General features: G+C 60.0%; 19 protein-coding genes and 1 pseudogene. 17 read left to right on the top strand and 3 right to left on the bottom strand.

The genetic code is table 11. The features are described 5' to 3' along the window. Positions 1–191 precede the first annotated feature (191 nt). Positions 192–1,202 (top strand): class 1 fructose-bisphosphatase, encoded by a 1,011-nt coding sequence (locus CQ009_RS10870; RefSeq protein ID WP_008080580.1) that lies wholly within the window; start codon positions 192–194, stop codon positions 1,200–1,202. A gap of 3 nt (positions 1,203–1,205) precedes the next feature. Continuing rightward, complete coding sequence (locus CQ009_RS10865) at positions 1,206–1,808, top strand: DUF924 family protein (RefSeq protein WP_105706064.1); 603 nt, start codon at positions 1,206–1,208, stop codon at positions 1,806–1,808. Between the two features lie 185 nt (positions 1,809–1,993). Here CQ009_RS10865 and CQ009_RS30380 read toward each other — a convergent pair whose 3' ends face one another. Both CQ009_RS30380 and CQ009_RS30375 read right to left on the bottom strand, forming a co-directional pair. Next, the gene (locus CQ009_RS30380) at positions 1,994–2,758 is read right to left on the bottom strand and encodes a methyl-accepting chemotaxis protein (RefSeq protein WP_371920137.1); all 765 of its coding nucleotides are present in this window, start codon (positions 2,756–2,758) and stop codon (positions 1,994–1,996) included. Between the two features lie 93 nt (positions 2,759–2,851). After that, positions 2,852–3,751 (bottom strand): annotated as a pseudogene (locus CQ009_RS30375) (cache domain-containing protein); the annotation flags it as partial. Between the two features lie 417 nt (positions 3,752–4,168). On the opposite strand from CQ009_RS30375, the gene CQ009_RS10855 reads away from it, so the two are divergent. Both CQ009_RS10855 and CQ009_RS10850 read left to right on the top strand, forming a co-directional pair. Beyond that, complete coding sequence (locus CQ009_RS10855; protein WP_064388903.1) at positions 4,169–4,423, top strand: hypothetical protein; 255 nt, start codon at positions 4,169–4,171, stop codon at positions 4,421–4,423. Positions 4,424–4,454: 31 nt separating this feature from the next. Further along, positions 4,455–5,024, top strand: a complete 570-nt coding sequence (locus CQ009_RS10850) for a lipocalin family protein (RefSeq protein WP_064388902.1) — start codon at positions 4,455–4,457, stop codon at positions 5,022–5,024. 119 nt (positions 5,025–5,143) lie between these two features. Here CQ009_RS10850 and CQ009_RS10840 read toward each other — a convergent pair whose 3' ends face one another. Next, the gene (locus CQ009_RS10840) at positions 5,144–6,508 is read right to left on the bottom strand and encodes a formimidoylglutamate deiminase (RefSeq protein ID WP_064388901.1); all 1,365 of its coding nucleotides are present in this window, start codon (positions 6,506–6,508) and stop codon (positions 5,144–5,146) included. A 146-nt stretch (positions 6,509–6,654) separates the two neighbouring features. Between CQ009_RS10840 and hutC the strand changes: the two genes are divergently transcribed. From hutC to dtd, 13 genes are all read left to right on the top strand, one after another. Next, entirely contained in the window at positions 6,655–7,365 is a 711-nt protein-coding gene (gene hutC, locus CQ009_RS10835; RefSeq protein WP_163013658.1) for a histidine utilization repressor, read from the top strand. Between the two features lie 9 nt (positions 7,366–7,374). Next, positions 7,375–7,944 (top strand): HutD family protein, encoded by a 570-nt coding sequence (locus CQ009_RS10830; protein ID WP_105706060.1) that lies wholly within the window; start codon positions 7,375–7,377, stop codon positions 7,942–7,944. A 449-nt stretch (positions 7,945–8,393) separates the two neighbouring features. Then, positions 8,394–10,076: a urocanate hydratase gene (gene hutU, locus CQ009_RS10825; protein ID WP_095047181.1), complete on the top strand. Its 1,683-nt coding sequence runs from the start codon at positions 8,394–8,396 to the stop codon at positions 10,074–10,076. A gap of 153 nt (positions 10,077–10,229) precedes the next feature. Next, on the top strand, positions 10,230–11,702 hold the full coding sequence (locus tag CQ009_RS10820) for a cytosine permease (RefSeq protein ID WP_105706058.1): 1,473 nt from the start codon (positions 10,230–10,232) through the stop codon (positions 11,700–11,702). Positions 11,703–11,772: 70 nt separating this feature from the next. Next, the gene (locus CQ009_RS10815) at positions 11,773–12,741 is read left to right on the top strand and encodes an ABC transporter substrate-binding protein (RefSeq protein ID WP_034152988.1); all 969 of its coding nucleotides are present in this window, start codon (positions 11,773–11,775) and stop codon (positions 12,739–12,741) included. An 83-nt stretch (positions 12,742–12,824) separates the two neighbouring features. Then, the gene (locus CQ009_RS10810; protein WP_105706056.1) at positions 12,825–13,676 is read left to right on the top strand and encodes a proline/glycine betaine ABC transporter permease; all 852 of its coding nucleotides are present in this window, start codon (positions 12,825–12,827) and stop codon (positions 13,674–13,676) included. After that, the gene (locus CQ009_RS10805; RefSeq protein WP_007909304.1) at positions 13,673–14,503 is read left to right on the top strand and encodes a glycine betaine/L-proline ABC transporter ATP-binding protein; all 831 of its coding nucleotides are present in this window, start codon (positions 13,673–13,675) and stop codon (positions 14,501–14,503) included. The genes CQ009_RS10810 and CQ009_RS10805 overlap by 4 nt, the downstream gene beginning before the upstream one ends. 142 nt (positions 14,504–14,645) lie before the next feature. Then, entirely contained in the window at positions 14,646–16,169 is a 1,524-nt protein-coding gene (hutH, locus tag CQ009_RS10800) for a histidine ammonia-lyase (RefSeq protein ID WP_105706054.1), read from the top strand. A 118-nt stretch (positions 16,170–16,287) separates the two neighbouring features. Beyond that, positions 16,288–17,820, top strand: a complete 1,533-nt coding sequence (hutH, locus tag CQ009_RS10795; protein WP_105706051.1) for a histidine ammonia-lyase — start codon at positions 16,288–16,290, stop codon at positions 17,818–17,820. A gap of 475 nt (positions 17,821–18,295) precedes the next feature. Beyond that, complete coding sequence (hutI, locus tag CQ009_RS10790; protein WP_105706049.1) at positions 18,296–19,501, top strand: imidazolonepropionase; 1,206 nt, start codon at positions 18,296–18,298, stop codon at positions 19,499–19,501. Between the two features lie 10 nt (positions 19,502–19,511). After that, positions 19,512–20,315 carry an N-formylglutamate deformylase gene (hutG, locus tag CQ009_RS10785; protein WP_105706047.1) on the top strand — a complete coding sequence of 268 codons (804 nt, stop codon included), beginning with the start codon at positions 19,512–19,514 and terminating at the stop codon, positions 20,313–20,315. Positions 20,316–20,557: 242 nt separating this feature from the next. Then, complete coding sequence (gene pip / locus CQ009_RS10780; RefSeq protein ID WP_105706045.1) at positions 20,558–21,529, top strand: prolyl aminopeptidase; 972 nt, start codon at positions 20,558–20,560, stop codon at positions 21,527–21,529. After that, entirely contained in the window at positions 21,526–21,963 is a 438-nt protein-coding gene (gene dtd, locus CQ009_RS10775) for a D-aminoacyl-tRNA deacylase (RefSeq protein WP_064388892.1), read from the top strand. Before pip ends, dtd begins: the two co-directional genes overlap by 4 nt. Positions 21,964–21,996 lie beyond the last annotated feature (33 nt).

Below are 21,996 nucleotides of genomic sequence, written 5' to 3'. Positions count from 1 at the left end.
AATTAACCCCGAGCCACACCCGTCCGATTTCCAACTACGCTAAACCCGCTACCTGAACTCTCCACCCACATTCACGTCTCATGCAGGCAAATACACCCCAACGCACGTTACCGGGCGTCTTCGCTCGCTACGTTTTCAGACTCCCTGTAAACTGCGCGGGTTTTTAGCCCCCCATTCCACCGGAGCCGTCCATGTCCCGCGTTACCCTGAGTCGCTATTTGATTGAGCAGACCCGCAGCAACAACACTCCTGCCGATCTGCGTTTCCTGATCGAAGTGGTGGCGCGTGCCTGCAAGGAGATCAACCACGCCGTGTCCAAAGGCGCCCTGGGTGGTGTTCTGGGCAGCATGGGCACTGAAAACGTTCAGGGCGAAGTGCAGAAGAAGCTCGACGTGATCTCCAACGAGATCCTGCTCGAAGCCAACGAATGGGGCGGTCACCTGGCCGGCATGGCGTCCGAAGAAATGGACAATGCCTACCAGATCCCGGGCAAATACCCGAAAGGCGCGTACCTGCTGGTATTCGACCCACTGGACGGTTCGTCGAACATCGACATCAACGCCCCGGTCGGCACCATCTTCTCGGTCCTGCGTTGCCCGAACGAATACCTGAGCCAGAACGAGCCGCTGAACGAGAAAGCGTTCCTGCAGCCAGGCACCCAACAGGTTGCCGCCGGTTACGCGATCTACGGTCCACAGACCATGCTGATCCTGACCTTGGGCGACGGCGTCAAAGGCTTCACCCTCGACCGTGAAATGGGCAGCTTCGTGCTGACCCACGAAAACATCACCATTCCTGAATCGACCCAGGAATTCGCCATCAACATGTCCAACCAGCGTCACTGGGAAGCCCCGGTACAGCGCTACGTCGGCGAGCTGCTGGCCGGTGAAGAAGGTCCGCTGAAAAAGAACTACAACATGCGTTGGGTCGCGGCGATGGTTGCCGACGTGCACCGTATCCTGACCCGTGGCGGTCTGTTCATGTACCCGCGCGACAGCCGTGAGCCTTCCAAGCCAGGCAAACTGCGTCTGATGTACGAAGCCAACCCGATGTCGTTCCTGGTGGAACAAGCGGGCGGCGCGTCCACCGACGGTCACCAGCGCATCCTCGACATTCAGCCAGAAGGCCTGCACCAGCGTGTCGCGGTGTTCCTCGGCTCGAAAGAAGAAGTCGCCCGCGCGACGGCCTACCACAAGGAATAAACCATGACCGCGCCCTGGCAGCCGTTGCTCGATTGGTGGTTCGGACAAGCCGAATCCCCCGACGAGATAGCGGCTGACAAGGGCAAGTTGTGGTTCGGTAAGCGAGACAGTCAAGACCTCGAAGCGCGTGAGCGTTTCGGGGTCTTTGTCGATCAGGCCCTGGCCGGCGAATTGACCGAGTGGACGCAACGTCCCGAAGGTTGGCTGGCGGTAGTGCTACTGCTCGATCAACTGCCGCGAATGATCTTTCGCGATACCCCCAAAGCATTCTCCGGTGATCTGCGCGCGCAGAAACTCGTCGCCCAAGGCATTGCGGCGGATTTTGATCGGCAGTTGAAACCGATCCAGCGAGTGTTCATTTATCTGGTGTTCGAACACTGCGAAAACCTCGCGGTGCAGAATGAGGCAGTTTCCCGGTTTATCGAACTGGTGGCTGAACAGCCGGAAGCGCAGCGGGCGGTGTTTGCCGATAATCTGGATTATGCCGAGCGGCATCAGAAAGTGATTGCGCGATTTGGCCGGTTTCCGCATCGCAATGCGGTGTTGGGGCGGGAGTCTACGGCTGAAGAGTTGGTGTTTCTTTCTGAGCCGGGGTCGCGGTTTTAAGGGCTTGCCCTCACCCTAGCCCTCTCCCAGGGGGAGAGGGGACTGACCGAGTTGTCTGGTTTTGATACATCGACCTGAAATTTCTGAGTCGAACTCAGGTTTTGAAAGGCTTGAAGATCGGCTCCCTTTCCCCCCTCGCCCCCCTGGGGGAGAGGGCTGGGGTGAGGGGGTAAAGCCCTTGATCTTCAGATCCTGAAACTACCCACCAACTGCTTCAACCGCGCCGCCTGCTGCTCCAGATCCGAGCAAGCCCGCAACGTTGCCTGCAAGTTCTCCACACCTTCCTGGTTCAGCGTGTTGATCTCGTTGATATCGACATTGATCGACTCAACCACTGCCGTCTGCTCTTCGGTCGCAGTGGCCACCGACTGGTTCATCCCGTCGATCTCGCCGATACGCTGAGTCACGCTGCCCAGGCGCTCACCAGCCTGATTGGCGATGCCGACGCTGCTTTCGCTCTCGCGCTGGCTCTCGGTCATGATGCTGACCGCCTGACGCGCGCCGACTTGCAGCTCCTCGATCATCTTCTGCACTTGTTGCGCCGAATCCTGGGTGCGGTGCGCGAGGTTGCGCACTTCATCGGCTACCACGGCAAAACCACGACCGGCCTCACCGGCACGCGCCGCTTCGATCGCGGCGTTGAGCGCGAGCAGGTTGGTCTGTTGGGAAATGCTGGTGATCACTTCGAGAATCTGGCCGATGTTCACCGTGTTGCTGTTCAGGGTTTCGATGTTGCCGCACGAATCGCTGATCTTCGCCGACAGCTGCTGCATGGCCTGAATGGTTTTATCCACAACCTGCTGACCGTCGACCGCGAGGCTGCGCGCATCGCTTGAATGCTGCGAGGCGAGGGCGGCGTTCTGGGCGATTTCCTGCGCGGCGGCGCCGAGCTGGTTGATCGCGGCCGCGACGCTGTTGGTGCGCGAGGCTTGCTGATCGGAGTTGTACATCGACGAGTTCGACGCCGCAACGACGCGCAGGGCGACCTCGTTGACCTGGCCAGTAGCCGAAGACACTTCGCGGATCGAGGTGTGGATACGTTCGACGAAACGGTTGAACGAGGTGCCCAGCGCGCCGAACTCGTCGTTGCCGTGGATCACCAGACGTTTGGTCAGGTCGCCTTCGCCTTCGGCGATGTCGTGCATGGCGCGACCCATGGTCAGCAGCGGTTGCATCAACACGCGGATGAGCATGCCGAGCAGCGCGATGATGATCACCACGGCAATGACCATGGCGATCAGCGCCGAGGTGCGGAATTCGCTGAGCATTGCGAACGCGGTGTCCTTGTCCAGCACCAGCGCCACGTACCAGTCAGCCGAAGGCACGCCGTTGATGTGGGTGAAGGAGATCAACTGGGTCTTGCCGTCGAACTCGACTTCTTTCAGGCCGGAACTGACTTTCGGCGCGCCATTCGGGTAGGCCTCGGCGAGGGTCTTGAGTACCAGTTTGCTGTCCGGGTGAATCAGGATCTTGCCATCGGCGCTGACGATGAACGCGTGGCCATGGCCGCCGAAGTTCAGCGAGTTGATGATCGCGCTGACGCTGGTCAGGTCGATATCGGCACCTGCGACGCCGAGCATCTGCCCTTGGCGCTGCACCGGGGTGGCGACGGTGATCACCAGTTTGCCCGAGGACGCGGCGATGTACGGTTCGGTAACGATGGTTTGCTGTGCGCTGTTCGCTGCTTTGTACCAGCCGCGTGCGCGTGGGTCGTAGTCCGGCGCGCGGTTGCCGGCGGGCACCGAGAACATCACGCCGTCAGCACCGCCGAAATAGCTGAGCTGGAAATTGCCGGTGTAGGCGGGCAGGTCGATGATGCGTTTCAGGCTGGCCGGGGCGTTACCGTCGACGGCCACTTGCTGCGACAGCGATTGCAGTAATTGAATGCGGCTTTCCAGCCAGGTCTGGATGTTGCTGGTGGTCAGGCTGCCCAGCTCCTGCATCGAGGCTTCGGTGCTGCTGTTCAGGGCTTCGCGCTGTCGATAGTCGTTGAAGAAAATGAAACAGGCGAACGCAACGGCCACCACGAGGGCGGCAGCCAACAAGATCTTGTGGCTGAATTTCATGTTTCTGGTCATCGAATGAACTACCGCGAAGGGGCTGGTCAAGAAGGGGCGGCAATTTGCCACACTCGGGGGCTTTGCGCTGCTCTTATTTCGGCCGCGGAGCGCCAAAGATTAGGCGTCTTTGGCGAAAGGCGACGAAATGCGCAATAGCCGTACAAAGTGTCTGATTTACCGGCAAATGCCAGACGAGCGGAGTAACAAATAGCCATCCCAGCAGGGAACCAGACAGGGGTTTTCTCTTCTAAGCTTCTGGTTGGCGCCATGCCATCCCCCTTCCGTTCCAGGAGTTACACCATGTCGCTGCGATCTCTCGCCCTTCTGACGTTTTGCGTGCTGTTGGCCGCATGCAGCAAGGTCAATCAGGAAAACTACTCGAAGCTCTCGGCCGGCATGGCCAAGGCCGAGGTCGAGACTCTGCTCGGCAAACCGACCGATTGCTCGGGCGCGCTCGGTATGTCCAGTTGCACCTGGGGCGACAAGAACAGCTTTATCAGCGTGCAGTACGCCGGTGACAAAGTGCTGATGTTTTCCGGCCAAGGCCTGAAGTAAACCGGGGCTTCGCGCCCACGGAGAAGAAAAAATGAAGCGGTTATTGCTTGTCCTTTTTGCCGGCCTGGTACTGGCCGGCTGCGCCAGTTCCGGCGTCGACCCGTTGGCGCCGAAAACCGTCAGCAGCGTCAATCTCAAGCGTTATCAGGGCACCTGGTATGAACTGGCGCGCTTGCCGATGTACTTCCAGCGCAATTGCGCGCAGTCCGAAGCCCATTACACCCTCAAGCCTGACGGTAATGTCGCGGTGCTCAATCGCTGCCTGACCCCGGACTGGCAGTGGGAAGAAGTGAAGGGCACGGCTTCTCCACAGGTGCCGGGCAAGACCGATAAACTCTGGGTCGAGTTCGATACCTGGTTCTCGCGTCTGATTCCGGGTGTGGCGAAAGGCGAATACTGGGTGTTGTACGTCAGCGATGACTACAAGACTGCCATCGTCGGCGACCCGAGTCGCAAGTACATGTGGTTGCTGTCGCGCACGCCGACCGTCAACGGTGTGGTGCGTGAAGAGCTGCTGAGCAAGGCACGTCAGCAGGGCTATGACACGACGCGATTGATCTGGCGAGCGTCGGATCGGCAGATGGCCAAGACTTCAAACTAAAGACCACCACAAAACCAATGTAGGAGTGAGCCTGCTCGCGATAGCGTTGTGTCAGAACACAAATAAGTGACTGATACACCGCTATCGCGAGCAGGCTCACTCCTACATTTGGTTATGCGTCAGCCCAGGAGGTCACGCAGGACCTGGGTGAACGCGCGTGCACTGTCCTCTTCGCCTGCATGCCGACCATCGCGCACCACCCACTGACCATTGACCAGAACATCGCGCACTTGGCGATCGCCACCGGCAAACAACCAGCGATTCAAAATCCCGTCACCCGTGGCCGTCGCCAGATACGGATCGCTGCCATCGAGCACAATCCAGTCCGCACGCTTGCCAACCTGCAACGCACCAATCGGCTGGCCCAGCGCCTGCGCACCACCCTCCAGCGCCGCGTCATACAGCGTGCGCCCGACCATCGGCTGATCCGCGCCATACAAGCGATTGCGCCGCTGATCACGCAGACGCTGGCCGTATTCCAGCCAACGCAATTCTTCCACGACACTGAGCGACACATGGCTGTCGGAACCGATGCCCATACGTCCGCCCTGCGCGAGGAAATCCACCGCCGGAAAAATCCCGTCGCCCAGGTTCGCTTCGGTTGTAAGGCACAGGCCGGCGATGGCGCGACTCTTGGCCATCAACGTCACTTCTTCGGGATTGGCGTGAGTGGCGTGCACCAGACACCAGCGCTGATCGACTTCGGCGTTTTCATACAGCCATTGCAGCGGACGCCGACCGCTCCAGCTCAGGCAATCGTCGACTTCTTTCTGTTGCTCGGCGATGTGGATGTGAATCGGGCATTGCTTGTCGCTGGCTGCCAACACTTCGTTGATCTGCTGCGGCGTGACCGCGCGCAACGAGTGGAAACACAGTCCCAGCGACTGCGCCTTCTGCTGCGCCAGCATTGGTTGCAGGCGCGATTGCAGATTCAGGTAGTTTTCGGTGCTGTTGATAAAGCGGCGCTGGCCATCGTTCGGCGTCTGGCCGCCGAAGCCTGAGTGGCTGTAGAGCACCGGCAGCAGGGTCAGGCCGATGCCGCTTTCACTCGCGGCCTGACTGATGCGCAACGCCAGCTCAGCCGGATCGGCATACGGCTGGCCATTGCTGTCGTGGTGCACGTAGTGAAACTCTGCAACGGATGTGTAACCAGCCTTGAGCATTTCGATATACAGCTGACGGGCAATGACACCGAGCTGATCCGGGCTGATTTTTCCGACGAGCCGATACATCAGATCGCGCCACGTCCAGAAACTGTCGTTCGGATTGCCCGCCACTTCGGCCAGCCCTGCCATCGCTCGCTGGAACGCGTGGGAGTGCAGATTGGGCATCCCTGGCAGCAACGGGCCGCTCAGCCGTTCGGCGCCATCTGCGGTGGAATCGGCCTGGATTCGGGTCAGCAGGCCATCGGCGCTGACCTCAAGACGTACATTGTTGGCCCATCCGTTAGGCAGCAGCGCGCGTTCGGCAAAGAAGGCGGACATGGTTCAGCACCCCATCGTGTGTTATTTGTATATACATATACAGACGTTTGCCTGCCCGGTAAACTCCGGCAAGCTAGCCACTTTCATCCAAAGAACAGGGATCAACCGTGCCGACTCCGCCTCCAGTCTCCCCGTTGGCCGCGAACATGGGCGACAGTCCGGCGCCCTTGTACGCCCGCGTCAAACAGATGATCACCCAGCAGATCGACAGCGGAAACTGGCCGCCGCACTACCGCGTGCCGTCCGAGAGCGAGCTGGTCAATCAACTCGGTTTCAGCCGTATGACCATCAACCGTGCGTTGCGCGAAATGACTGCCGACGGCCTGTTGGTGCGCATGCAAGGTGTCGGCACGTTTGTCGCCGAACCGAAAAGCCAGTCCGCGCTGTTCGAAGTGCACAACATCGCCGACGAAATCGCTTCCCGTGGCCATCGCCACACCTGCCAGGTGATCACCCTCGAAGAAGAGGCCGCCGGTTCCGAGCGCGCACTGGCGCTGGACATGCGTGAAGGGCAGAAGGTCTTCCACTCGCTGATCGTGCATTACGAAAACGACATTCCGGTGCAAATCGAAGACCGTTTCGTCAACGCGCTGGTCGCGCCGGAATATCTCAAGCAGGACTTCACCCTGCAAACGCCTTACGCCTATCTCAATCAGGTCGCGCCGCTGACCGAGGGCGAGCACGTGGTTGAAGCGATTCTGGCCGAGCCGTCCGAATGCAAGTTGCTGCAGATTGAGAAGGGTGAGCCGTGCTTGTTGATTCGTCGCCGTACGTGGTCGGGGCGTCAGCCGGTGACCGCTGCACGTTTGATTCATCCGGGTTCTCGTCATCGTCTGGAAGGGCGGTTCCATAAATAGAGAGCATAAATGAGTGCACTTAAGGTTTTACGCGCTGAAGGCTACCCGCGCATGCCTTGGAAAAACGGCGGCGGCAGCACTGAAGAAATTACCCGTGATGCAGGTGCGGGGCTGGATGGTTTTGGCTGGCGCCTGTCGATTGCCGACATCGCCGAATCCGGTGGTTTTTCAACATTCGCCGGTTATCAGCGGGTGATCACCGTGTTGCAGGGTGATGGCATGACCCTGTGCGTTGATGGCGACGATACGCGGCCGCTGTTACCGCTCGACCCGTTTGCCTTCAGCGGTGAAAGCCAGGTGTCGTGCACGCTGCTCGGCAGTGCGATTCGCGACTTCAATCTGATCTATGCACCGCAGCGTTACAGCGCGCGGTTGCAGTGGTTTGAAGGTGAGCAGCGGTTTTTCAGCTCGGCGGGAACGGTGTTGGTGTTCAGTGTCAGTGAGTTGCTGCAAGTGCAGGTGGGTGACAGTGTTGCGCAGTTGGGGCGACATGATTGTCTGCAACTGGACGGTAACAATGGCTTGGTTGAAGTGTCCGTTGATGCGGGTTGCTGTGTCATTGAGCTGACTGCGCGCTGATTAAAAAATCTTAAAAGATCGCAGCCTCCGGCAGCTCCTACATTGGGATTGATGTACACCCTGTAGGAGCTGCCGAAGGCTGCGATCTTTTGCTTTTGGGGTGTTCCCAACCCACGCACCAACTTGTTACCGAACGCCCCAGCGTGGCGCAAAACCGCGCTCACCCAACCATGCCTCGACCGCACAAAATCTCTCCGCGAAAAATTTAATCCACGCCAGAACCCTCAATTCAGGCGCTCTCCAGCCCTGCCCGCAATTTTTCTTGAACGCCCCTCCCACAAGTTGGCCGCTCGATTGCATATGCTTGTATGTACAAGTAAAGACGTATGCGTATGAGTCGCTCGAGACTCTCCGCAGCGTCCACTGATTCGCTTGTCGCGCATCGAAGCGCACAGGCTGCTTGCCCACTGCCAGGGTTGGTTTGAATTGATCGCTGAGGAGTCTTTTTCGTGACTGACAATAAGCCTACAAAGTTTCGCAACGTTGAGATCCGCGCTGCCCGCGGCAACAAACTGACCGCCAAGAGCTGGCTGACCGAAGCACCGCTGCGCATGCTGATGAACAACCTCGACCCGGAAGTCGCCGAGAACCCGAAAGAGCTGGTGGTTTACGGTGGTATCGGTCGCGCCGCGCGTAACTGGGAGTGCTACGACAAGATCGTCGAAAGCCTGACCAACCTGAATGACGACGAGACCCTGCTGGTGCAATCCGGCAAGCCGGTCGGCGTGTTCAAGACGCACAGCAATGCCCCGCGTGTACTGATCGCCAACTCCAACCTCGTACCGCATTGGGCGAGCTGGGAGCACTTCAACGAACTCGACGCCAAAGGCCTGGCCATGTACGGCCAGATGACCGCCGGCAGCTGGATCTACATCGGCAGCCAGGGCATCGTCCAAGGTACTTACGAAACCTTCGTTGAAGCCGGTCGCCAGCACTACAACGACAACCTCACCGGCAAGTGGGTATTGACCGCTGGCCTCGGTGGCATGGGCGGCGCGCAACCTCTGGCCGCAACCCTGGCTGGCGCGTGCTCGCTGAACATCGAATGCCAACAAGTGAGCATCGATTTCCGCCTGAAAAGCCGCTACGTCGACGAGCAAGCCAAAGACCTCGACGACGCTCTGGCACGCATCGACAAGTACACCAAAGAAGGCAAAGCGATCTCCATCGCGCTGCTGGGTAACGCCGCAGAAATTCTGCCGGAACTGGTCAAGCGCGGCGTGCGCCCGGACATGGTCACTGACCAGACCAGCGCCCACGACCCGCTCAACGGTTACCTGCCGGCCGGCTGGACCTGGGACGAATACCGCGCCCGCGCCAAGACCGAGCCGGCTGCTGTGATCAAAGCCGCCAAGCAGTCGATGGCCGTACACGTCAAAGCCATGCTGGAATTCCAGAAGCAAGGCATTCCAACCTTCGACTACGGCAACAACATCCGCCAGATGGCCCAGGAAGAGGGCGTCGAAAACGCCTTCGATTTTCCCGGTTTCGTACCGGCTTACATCCGTCCGCTGTTCTGCCGTGGCATCGGCCCGTTCCGTTGGGCTGCACTGTCGGGTGATCCGCAAGACATCTACAAAACCGACGCCAAGGTCAAAGAACTGATCCCCGACGACGCGCACCTGCACAACTGGCTGGACATGGCCCGCGAGCGCATCAGCTTCCAGGGTCTGCCGGCGCGTATCTGCTGGGTCGGTCTGGGCCTGCGCGCCAAGCTCGGTCTGGCCTTCAACGAGATGGTTCGTAGCGGCGAGCTGTCGGCGCCGATCGTGATCGGTCGCGACCACCTCGACTCCGGCTCGGTCGCCAGCCCGAACCGTGAAACCGAATCGATGCAGGACGGCTCCGACGCCGTGTCCGACTGGCCACTGCTCAACGCACTGCTCAACACCGCGAGCGGCGCGACCTGGGTTTCCCTGCACCACGGCGGCGGTGTCGGCATGGGCTTCTCGCAGCACTCGGGCATGGTGATTGTCTGCGACGGTACCGACGAAGCGGCCGAGCGCATTGCGCGCGTGCTGCACAACGACCCGGCCACCGGTGTCATGCGTCACGCCGATGCCGGCTACCAGATCGCCATCGACTGCGCCAAGGAACAGGGCCTGAACCTGCCGATGATTACCGGAAAGTAATGCTTTCCCCTGTAGGAGTGAGCCTGCTCGCGATGAGGCCGGCACAATCAGCAAATGTGCTGACTGACACACCGCCATCGCGAGCAGGCTCACTCCTACAAAAGCAAAAGCCAAAAAAGAACAAAACCCGGAACAATCCACAGAGGTTGAATCATGGCTGTCAACACCGATCGTGCAAGCAACAAACCGTTGATCGAAAGGCGTTCGATCGACTACATCCCGGAAGCGGAAAGACACGGTCGTCTGTTTAGCCAGTTCACCCTGTGGATGGGTGCCAACCTGCAAATCACCGCGATTGTCACCGGGGCCTTGGCCGTGGTGCTCGGTGGTGATGTGTTCTGGTCGTTGATCGGTCTGTTGATCGGCCAATTGCTCGGCGGCGGGGTGATGGCGCTGCATGCCGCGCAAGGGCCGAAACTGGGCTTGCCGCAGATGATCTCCAGCCGTGTGCAGTTTGGCGTTTACGGCGCGGCAATCCCGATCGTGCTGGTGTGCCTGATGTACCTGGGCTTCACCGCGACGGGCACGGTACTTTCCGGCCAGGCGCTGGGTCAGTTGTTTAACGTCAGCGACAGCGTCGGCATCCTGATTTTTGCCAGCGTCATCGTGCTGGTCACGGTGCTCGGCTATCGGGTGATCCACTGGATCGGCCGTGTCGCCAGTGTGATTGGCGTGATCGCTTTCGTGTTCCTGTTCTGGCGGCTGATGAGCCAGACCGACGTCGGCGCACTCCTGCAAATCCGTCATTTCAGCTGGAGCAGCTTCCTGCTCGCGGTGTCGCTCGCGGCCTCCTGGCAGATCGCGTTCGGCCCTTACGTGGCTGACTATTCCCGTTATCTGCCGAGCAACACCTCGGCAGTCAAAACCTTCTTCGCCGCCGGTGCCGGTTCAGTGGTCGGCGCGCAAGTGGCGATGATTCTCGGCGTGTTCGCGGCGGCTTCGGCCAACGGCCAATTCGCCGGTCACGAAGTCGCCTACATCGTCGGTCTGGGCGGCACCGGTGCTACCGCAGCGCTGCTGTATTTCAGCATCGCATTCGGCAAGGTGACCATCTCGACGCTGAACTCCTACGGCAGCTTCATGTGCATCGCGACCATCATCAGTGGTTTCAAAGGCCATCTGACCGTTACGCGTATGCAGCGTCTGGTGTTCGTGCTGGTGATCGTCGGTGCGGCGACCTTGATCGCCTTGCTTGGTCAGCACTCGTTCCTCGGTGCGTTCAAGTCTTTCATCCTGTTCCTGCTCGCGTTTTTCACCCCGTGGAGTGCGATCAACCTGGTGGATTACTACTGCATCACCCGTGAGCGTTACGACGTGCCGGCGCTGGCCGATCCGAACGGTCGCTACGGTCGGTGGAACCTGCTCGGTATCAGCGTCTATGTGTTCGGTGTGCTGGTGCAGCTGCCGTTCATCTCCACCAAGTTCTACACCGGCCCGCTGGTGGCGGCCCTCGGTGATGTGGATATTTCCTGGATCATCGGCCTGCTGCTGCCAGCTGCCGTCTACTACGTGTGCGCAAAAAAATGGCACAGCGCGGTGCCCGATCAACTGATTCTGCCGGTCGAGCAGAACAGCGTTGTACAACCTAAAACAAGCGGGGCCGGTCGCGCTGCGGCGCAGGCCTGATTTGGACGTGGACAGGGCTGGATGCCTCTTGACTGCCGTAAGCCAATTCATGATTAGGAGCGTCACAACAATGAAATCGAACAAGACCCTGCTGACCACATTGCTGTCCATGGGCCTGCTGGCCAGTGCCGGTGCGACCCAAGCCGCCGGCTGGTGCGAATCGGGCAAACCGGTGAAATTCGCCGGGCTGAACTGGGAAAGCGGCATGCTCCTGACCGACGTGCTGCAAGTGGTGCTGGAGAAAGGTTACGACTGCAAGACTGACAGCCTGCCGGGCAATTCCATCACCATGGAAAACGCCCTGAGCAGCAACGATATTCAAGTGTTCGCCGAAGAGTGGGTTGGCCGCAGCGAGGTCTGGAACAAGGCCGAGAAGGCCGGCAAAGTCGTCGGTGTCGGCGCACCTGTGGTGGGCGCTGTCGAAGGCTGGTACGTGCCGCGTTACGTGATCGAAGGCGATGCCAAGCGCAAGCTGGAAGCCAAAGCCCCGGACCTGAAAAACATCGCTGACCTGGGCAAATACGCCGCCGTGTTCAAGGACGCCGAAGAGCCTTCCAAGGGCCGCTTCTACAACTGCCCGGCCGGCTGGACCTGCGAGCTCGATAACAGCGAAATGCTGAAAAGCTACGGCCTGGAAAGCAGCTACACCAACTTCCGTCCCGGCACCGGCCCGGCGCTGGATGCGGCGGTGCTGTCGAGCTACAAGCGTGGCGAGCCGATCCTGTTCTACTACTGGTCGCCAACCCCGCTGATGGGCCAGGTTGACCTGGTCAAACTGGAAGAAAAACCGGGCGTCGACAAGTCCGTGAGCATCAAGGTCGGCCTGTCGAAAACCTTCCACGACGAAGCCCCGGAACTGGTCGCCGTACTGGAAAAGGTCAATCTGCCGATCGACCTGCTGAACCAGAATCTGGGCCGCATGGCCAAGGAACGTATCGAGTCGCCAAAACTGGCGAAAATCTTCCTCAAGGAACATCCTGAGGTCTGGCATGCGTGGGTCAGTGCAGACGCAGCCAAGAAAATCGACGCGGCGCTGTAGGTCGATACCTCCCGGTCAACCGTGAGGCTGGCCGGGAGATATGCCGTAAACGCTTGATTGAGATTGCTGATTGAGAGCCGCTTATGTTTCCCGAAAGCTTTACCTTTTCCATCGCCGACTGGGTCAACGGTTGGGTCGATTCGCTGGTCACCAACTACGGTGATGTGTTCCGCCACATCTCCAACACGCTGCTGTGGGCCATCGTCAACCTTGAAGGCCTGCTGCGTGCGGCGCCGTGGTGGCTGATGCTGGCGATCGTCGGTGTGGTTGCCTGGCACGCCACGCGCAAAGTCGTGACCACGGCGGTCATCGTCGGTCTGCTGTTCCTCGTCGGCGCCGTTGGCTTGTGGGACAAGCTCATGCAGACGCTGGCGCTGATGATGGTCGCGACGATCATTTCGGTGCTGATCGGCATCCCGCTGGGGATTCTCTCGGCGCGCAGCAATCGCCTGCGTTCGGTGTTGATGCCGCTGCTCGACATCATGCAGACCATGCCGAGTTTCGTGTACCTGATCCCGGTGTTGATGCTGTTCGGTCTGGGCAAGGTCCCGGCGATTTTCGCCACGGTGATTTACGCTGCGCCACCGCTGATTCGCCTGACCGATCTGGGCATTCGCCAGGTTGACGGCGAAGTGATGGAAGCGATCAACGCGTTCGGCGCCAACCGCTGGCAGCAACTGTTCGGCGTGCAATTGCCGCTGGCCCTGCCGAGCATCATGGCCGGGATCAACCAGACCACCATGATGGCCCTGTCGATGGTAGTGATCGCCTCGATGATCGGCGCCCGTGGCCTCGGTGAAGATGTGCTGGTGGGGATTCAGACCCTCAACGTCGGACGTGGCCTCGAGGCTGGTCTGGCGATCGTGATTCTCGCAGTGGTCATCGACCGCATTACTCAGGCATACGGTCGGCCACGGCATGAGGTGAGCAAATGAGCAACGCAACCGTGAGCAAGATCGAAGTCAAAAACGTCTTCAAGATTTTCGGCAACCGCGCCAAGGATGCATTGGCCATGGTCGGTCAGGGCAAAACCAAGGATCAGGTGCTGAGCGAGACCGGTTGCGTGGTCGGCGTTAATGATCTGTCGCTGAGCATCGGCACTGGCGAGATCTTCGTGATCATGGGCCTGTCCGGCTCCGGCAAGTCGACGCTGGTGCGCCACTTCAACCGGCTAATCGACCCCACCAGCGGCGCGATCCTCGTCGACGGTGTGGACATCCTGCAATACGACATGGACGCCCTGCGCGAATTTCGCCGGCACAAGATCAGCATGGTGTTCCAGAGCTTCGGCCTGTTGCCGCACAAGACTGTGCTCGACAACGTCGCCTACGGCCTGAAAGTCCGTGGCGAGAGCAAGCAAATGTGCTCGGAACGCGCGCTGCACTGGATCAACACCGTCGGCCTCAAAGGCTACGAAAACAAGTACCCGCACCAACTCTCCGGCGGCATGCGTCAGCGTGTCGGTTTGGCCCGTGCTTTGGCGGCGGACACCGACATCATCCTCATGGATGAGGCGTTCAGTGCCCTGGATCCGTTGATCCGCGCCGAGATGCAGGACCAGTTGCTGGAGCTGCAAAAGACCTTGCACAAGACCATCGTCTTTATCACTCACGATCTTGATGAGGCGGTGCGTATTGGTAACCGGATTGCGATTCTCAAGGATGGGCGACTGATTCAGGTGGGCACGCCGAGAGAGATCCTGCATTCGCCGGCGGATGAGTATGTTGACCGGTTCGTGCAGCGGCGGGCGGCGGTGGTCTGACGCTCGTTCCCACGCTCTGCGTGGGAATGCATCCCGTGACGCTCCGCGTCACCCTGCACAGAGCAGAAGTCGGGACGCGGAGCGTCCCAGGCGGCATTCCCACGCAGAGCGTGGGAACGATCTTGTTCAAGAGGTTTTTTAGATGTCCCAGGCTGAAAAAATCGTTATCACCGGCGCCCCTCTGCGTTGGCAGGACGTGGTCGCTGTCGCCCGTCACGGCGCGCATCTCGAGCTGTCCAGCGACACCTGGGCGCGCATCGAAAATGCGCAAGCCATCGTCCAGCGCATCGTCGCAAGCGGCGAACGTGCCTATGGCGTCAACACCGGCCTGGGCGGTTTGTCCAACGTTTCCCTGAAAGACGAACAACTCAGCCAGCTCTCGCGCAACACCTTGCTCAGCCATGCCTGCGGCGTTGGCCCTGTACTCGCCGACGAGCAGACCCGGGCGATCATCTGCGCGGCAATCCACAACTACAGCCACGGCAAATCCGGCATTCATCGCCGGGTCGTCGAAGCGCTGCTGGCGCTGCTTAATCGCGGCATTACCCCGCAAGTACCGTCGCAAGGCTCGGTCGGCTACCTGACGCACATGGCACACATCGGCATCACGCTGCTCGGCGTCGGCAATGTCAGCTATCGCGGGCAGATCACCTCGGCGCAACAGGCGCTGGCCGAAGAAGGCCTGCAACCCGTGCAACTCGGCGCAAAAGACGGTTTGTGCCTGGTCAACGGCACGCCGTGCATGACCGGCCTCAGCTGTCTGGCGATTGCCGATGCGACGCGGCTGGTGCAGTGGGCCGACGTCATCGGTGCCATGAGTTTCGAAGCGCAGCGCGGCCAGATCGATGCGTTCGACGCCGAGATCATCGCGCTGAAACCGCACCCCGGCATGCAGCAGGTCGGCGTCAATCTGCGCGCCTTGCTCGATGGCAGTGAAGTGATTGCGTCAAGCAAAGGCATTCGCACTCAGGATGCGTTGAGCATCCGTTCGATTCCACAGGTGCACGGCGCCGCGCGGGATCAACTGGAACATGCGATCAAGCAGGTCGAAGCCGAACTCAACGGCTGCACTGATAACCCATTGTTGCTCGGCACGCCGGACAATTTCCGGGTGATGTCGCAAGCCAACCCGCACGGCCAATCGGTGGCGATGGCGGCCGATTTGCTGGCGATTGCCATGGCCGAAATCGGCTCGATCGCCGAGCGTCGCCTCGACCGGCTGGTGAACCCGCATGTCAGCGATCTGCCGGCATTTCTGGTGGCCAATCCGGGAGTGAACTCGGGGATGATGATCGTCCAATACGTCGCTGCGTCGCTGTGTGCGGAGAACCGCCAATTGGCGCAACCGGCGGTGCTCGATAACTACATCACCTCGGGCCTGCAGGAAGACCATCTGAGCATGGGCACCAACGCTGCGCTGAAGCTGCACCGCGCGTTGGAAAACTGCACGCAAATCCTCGCCATCGAGTATCTGTTGGCGGCGCAGGCGTTTGAATTCCTCAAGGAACAACGCTTTGGCATGGGCACTGACCGCGCGTGGCGACTGCTGCGCGAAACGGTTCCGGCCTACGATCAGGATCGCTGGCTGGCGCCGGATATTGCCGCCGCTGCGAGCGTGTTGAAAAAGCCGAATCTGCTGCACAGCGTTCTATCGAATTTGCATTGAAAAACTACCCTGCCAGCGTGCCAAGGCGCCGGATGCCCACAAGGCTGAAAGCGACGGATAACGGAATGCTCCGGAGCGAATGGCAAGTTAATAACAAACTCTCAAAAGGAGCATTTAAATGACTGCGCTGAACCTGATTCCCGGCCAACTGAGCCTGGCCCAACTGCGTGACGTCTACCAGAACCCGGTCGAGCTGACGCTCGACAACAGCGCATCGCAGCAGATCGAAGCCAGCGTTGCCTGCGTCGAGCAGATCCTCGCCGAGAACCGCACCGCGTACGGCATCAACACCGGTTTCGGCCTGCTGGCCTCGACACGCATCGCCAGCGAAGACCTGGAAAACCTCCAGCGTTCGCTGGTGTTGTCCCACGCTGCGGGCGTTGGCGTGCCGATCAGCGATGAGCTGGTAAGGCTGATCATGGTGCTCAAGGTCAACAGCCTCAGCCGTGGTTTCTCTGGCATCCGTCGCGTGGTGATCGATGCGCTGATCGCGCTGATCAATGCCGAGGTTTATCCGCATATTCCGCTGAAAGGTTCGGTGGGCGCTTCGGGTGATCTCGCGCCGTTGGCGCATATGTCGCTGGTGCTGCTGGGTGAGGGCAAGGCGCGCTACAAGGGTGAGTGGATGGAAGCCACTGAAGCGCTGAAGGTTGCGGGTCTGACGCCGCTGACTTTAGCGGCTAAAGAAGGTCTGGCGCTGCTCAACGGTACTCAGGTTTCCACGGCGTTCGCACTGCGTGGTTTGTTTGAGGGTGAAGATTTGTTTGCCGGTGCGCTCGCGCTGGGTGGTCTGACGGTTGAAGCGGTGCTGGGTTCGCGCTCGCCGTTCGATGCGCGCATTCACGCGGCGCGTGGCCAGAAAGGTCAGATCGATGCGGCTGCGGCTTATCGTGATCTGCTCGGTGAGCGCAGCGAAGTGTCCGACTCGCATCAGAATTGCGAGAAGGTTCAGGATCCGTACTCGCTGCGTTGCCAGCCGCAAGTCATGGGCGCCTGCCTGACCCAGTTCCGTCAGGCCGCTGAAGTGCTCGCGGTTGAAGCCAACGCCGTTTCTGATAACCCGCTGGTATTTGCCGCTGAAGGCGACGTGATTTCCGGCGGCAACTTCCACGCCGAACCGGTGGCCATGGCCGCTGACAATATGGCATTGGCCATCGCCGAAATTGGCTCGCTGAGCGAACGTCGTATCTCGCTGATGATGGACAAGCACATGTCGCAACTGCCGCCGTTCCTCGTCGCCAATGGCGGGGTGAACTCCGGCTTCATGATTGCTCAAGTAACCGCTGCGGCACTGGCCAGCGAAAACAAGGCGTTGTCGCATCCGCATTCGGTGGACAGTTTGCCGACTTCGGCTAACCAGGAAGATCACGTTTCCATGGCGCCGGCGGCGGGCAAGCGTTTGTGGGAAATGGCTGAAAACACCCGCGGGATTCTCGCGGTGGAGTGGCTGGCAGCGGTGCAGGGGCTGGACCTGCGTAACGGTCTGAAAACTTCGGCGAAGCTGGAACAGGCGCGGGCGATTTTGCGCAAGGAAGTGCCGTTTTATGAGAAGGACCGCTTCTTTGCGCCGGACATCAATGCGGCGACTGAATTGCTGGCTTCGCGGTGTTTGACTGAGCTTGTTTCGGCGAAATTGCTGCCTAGTTTGTAAGTGTGTTTTCAGGGGAAGTTTTGTTGTTAGTGAAATCGATCCCCCTCACCCCAGCCCTCTCCCCCAGGGGGGAGAGGGGGAAGGGAGCCGATCTTCATGGTTTTCAAAGCCTGAGTTCGGCTCAAGATTTTCAGGTCGATGTACCTCGACAGAACAACCCGGTCAGTTCTTCTTCTCCTGGGAGTGAGAGGGGGAAGGGAGTCGATCTTCATGGTTTTCAAAGCCTGAGTTCGGCTCGAGATTTTCAGGTCGCTGTACCTCGACAGAACAACCCGGTCAGTTCTTTTTCTTCCGTGTGAGAGAGATTGAAAGGGAGCCGGTCTCGGTGAGCTTCAAGGCCTGAGTTCGGCACAGAAATTCCAGGTCGGCGTACCTCGACAGAACAACCCGGTCAGTCCCCTCTCCCTCCGGGAGAGGGCTAGGGTGAGGGGCTTTTGAAGGTCACCCACCAAACCAACCCCAACGGAGGCCAACAGTGAAAACCCTCTGGCAACACTGCCACGTCGCAACCATGGCGCAAGGCGTCTACTCGATCATCGAGGATGCGGCCATCGTGACGTCCGGTGCGCTCATCGAGTGGATCGGCCCGCGCAATCAATTGCCCTCCGGTGAATACCCGGCGGTCAACGACCTGCAAGGCGCATGGGTCACCCCCGGCCTGATCGACTGCCACACCCACACCGTGTTCGGTGGCAACCGCAGCGGCGAATTTGAAAAGCGTCTGCAAGGCGTCAGCTATGCGGAAATCGCGGCATCCGGCGGTGGCATCGCCAGCACCGTGCGCGCGACACGCGAAGCGACCGAAGACGAACTGTTCGCCAGCGCCGCCAAACGCCTGAAGAGCCTGATGCGCGACGGTGTGACCACGGTCGAGATGAAGTCCGGCTACGGCCTCGATCTGGTCAACGAGCGCAAAATCCTTCGGGTCATCCGTCGTCTGCAGAAAGAGCTGCCGATCAGCGTGCGCAGCACCTGTCTGGCCGCCCACGCGCTGCCGCCTGAGTACAAGGATCGCGCCGACGATTACATCGATCTGGTCTGCAACGAAATGCTCCCCGCGCTCGCCGCCGAAGGTTTGGTCGACGCCGTGGACGCGTTCTGTGAATACCTGGCGTTCTCTCCCGAGCAAGTCGAACGCGTGTTCATCGCCGCGCAAAAACTCGGCCTGCCAGTGAAACTGCATGCCGAACAATTGTCCTCGCTGCACGGCTCCAGCCTCGCCGCGCGCTACAAGGCGTTGTCTGCCGATCACTTGGAGTTCATGGACGAAGCCGATGCCATCGCCATGGCCGAAGCCGATACCGTCGCGGTGCTGCTGCCGGGCGCGTTCTACTTCCTGCGCGAAACCCAGTTGCCGCCAATGGACGCTCTGCGCAAGCACAAGGTGAAGATCGCCATCGCCAGCGACCTCAACCCCGGCACCTCGCCGGCGCTGTCATTGCGGCTGATGTTGAACATGGCCTGCACCTGCTTCCGCATGACCCCGGAAGAAGCCCTGGCCGGGGCGACGATTCACGCTGCGCAAGCGCTGGGAATGGCCGATACCCACGGCTCGCTGGAAGTCGGCAAGGTCGCGGATTTCGTTGCCTGGCACATCGATCGCCCGGCGGATCTGGCCTATTGGCTCGGCGGTGATCTGGACAAACGCGTCGTGCGTCACGGCGTCGAATCAAGTCTGTAGGAGAGCGGTTGTGGATAAGGTTTTGAACTTCAAACAAGGTCGTGTGCCGTTGCTGATCAGCATGCCGCATGCCGGTGTGCGGTTGACCCCGGTGGTCGAGGCGGGACTGATCGCGGACGCGAAAAGCCTGCCGGACACCGACTGGCACATTCCGCAGCTCTACGACTTCGCTGAAGAATTTGGCGCCAGTACCCTGGCCGCTGAGTATTCGCGTTTTGTTATCGACCTGAATCGTCCGTCCGACGATAAGCCGTTGTACGTCGGCGCCACCACCGGGCTCTATCCGGCGACGCTGTTCGATGGCATTCCGTTGTTCAGGGAGGGGCTGGAACCGTCGAAAGAAGAGCGCGCGACTTACCTTGAGCAGATCTGGACGCCGTATCACCGCACCCTTCAGGAAGAGCTGGCGCGGCTGAAGGCCGAGTTCGGTTATGCACTGCTGTTCGATGCGCACTCGATCCGCTCGATCATCCCGCATCTGTTCGACGGCAAACTGCCGGACTTCAACCTCGGTACCTTCAACGGCGCCAGTTGCGATCCGCAGTTGGCGACACAGCTGGAAGCGATCTGCGCACGCCACGGCAATTACACACACGTGCTCAACGGCCGCTTCAAGGGCGGCCATATCACCCGTCATTACGGCAACCCGGCCGAGAACATTCACGCCGTGCAGCTGGAGTTGTGCCAGAGCACCTACATGGAAGAGTTCGAACCGTTCCGCTATCGCGCCGACTTGGCCGAGCCGACGCAAATAGTGCTCAAAGAATTGCTGCAAGGCTATCTGGCCTGGGCAAAGTCTCACTACACCGGCTGATCCACCCCTGTAGGAGCTGCCGAAGGCTGTGATCTTGATCGTTCCCACGCTCCGCGTGGGAATGCGGCCCGTGAAGCTCCGCGTCACTGGACGCGGAGCGTCCCAAGAGGCATTCCCACGCAGAGCGTGGGAACGATCAGGTTCTGGAGCATGCTCATTGACGTAAATCGGGTTTATGATGCCCAACGGCAGAATAATAGAAGTCCCCCCAGGGATGACCTCGACCCCTTACGGAGCGCGCAATGCAGACTTTGTTTCCGCAGATCAAACCTCACGCCCGGCACGATCTGGCTGTCGATGACACCCATACGCTGTACGTCGACGAAAGCGGTTCGCCGGAGGGTTTGCCGGTTGTGTTCATTCACGGCGGCCCCGGCGCCGGTTGCGACGCGCAGAGCCGTCGCTATTTCGATCCGAACCTCTATCGCATTGTCACCTTCGACCAGCGCGGCTGCGGACGCTCCACGCCGCACGCCAGCCTGGAAAACAACACCACCTGGGATCTGGTCGCCGACCTCGAGCGCATCCGCAAACACCTGGGCATCGACAAATGGGTGCTGTTCGGCGGCTCGTGGGGTTCGACCCTGGCGCTGGCCTATGCGCAGACACACCCTGAGCGTGTACATGGGCTGATCTTGCGAGGGATCTTTCTCTGCCGCCCGCAGGAAATCGAGTGGTTCTATCAGGCAGGTGCCAGCCGTCTGTTCCCCGATTACTGGCAGGACTACATCGCGCCGATTCCGCTGGACGAGCGCGACGACCTGCTCAGCGCTTTCCACAAGCGTCTGACCGGCAACGACCAGATCGCCCAGATGCACGCGGCCAAAGCCTGGTCGACCTGGGAAGGGCGCACCGCGACCCTGCGGCCGAACCCGCTGGTGGTCGATCGCTTCTCCGAGCCGCAGCGCGCACTGTCGATCGCGCGGATCGAATGCCATTACTTCACCAACAATGCCTTCCTTGAGCCGAACCAGTTGATTCGTGACATGGGCAAGATCGCTCATTTGCCGGGCGTGATCATTCACGGTCGCTACGACGTGATCTGCCCGCTCGACAACGCCTGGGAACTGCATCAAGCCTGGCCGAACAGCGAACTGCAGGTGATCCGCGACGCCGGCCACGCCGCGTCTGAACCGGGCATTACCGATGCACTGGTGCGTGCTGCGGGCAACATGGCGCAGCGCCTGCTCGATCTGCCGCCCGAAGAAGCATGAAGGGGCTTATACAGCGCGTTCGCGGTGCGCGTGTCGAAGTCGCGGGCGAGGTAGTCGGGGCGGTCGATCAAGGTTTGTTGGTGCTGGTGGCGGTAGAACCCGACGACACGCGTGTCAGCGCCGACAAACTTCTGCATAAGCTGCTTAACTATCGTGTATTCAGTGACGCGGAGGGCAAGATGAACTTGTCCCTCGCCGATGTTGGCGGTGGGTTGCTGCTGGTCTCTCAGTTCACCCTCGCGGCCGACACCAAAAGCGGGTTGCGCCCGAGCTTTTCGACGGCCGCGCCTCCGGCCTTGGGCGAGGAATTGTTCGACTATCTATTAAGCAGTGCGAAACAGGTGCATGGCACTGTGGCATCAGGTAGATTCGGCGCCGATATGCAGGTGCATTTGGTCAACGATGGCCCGGTTACCTTTTTGTTACAGACCTGAAAGCGCTTGAAACACCTTTTTGGGAAATTTCGA

The organism is Pseudomonas sp. MYb2 (genome assembly GCF_002979955.1).
Classification (GTDB): domain Bacteria; phylum Pseudomonadota; class Gammaproteobacteria; order Pseudomonadales; family Pseudomonadaceae; genus Aquipseudomonas.
This window is presented reverse-complemented; position numbering and strand designations above follow the sequence as displayed.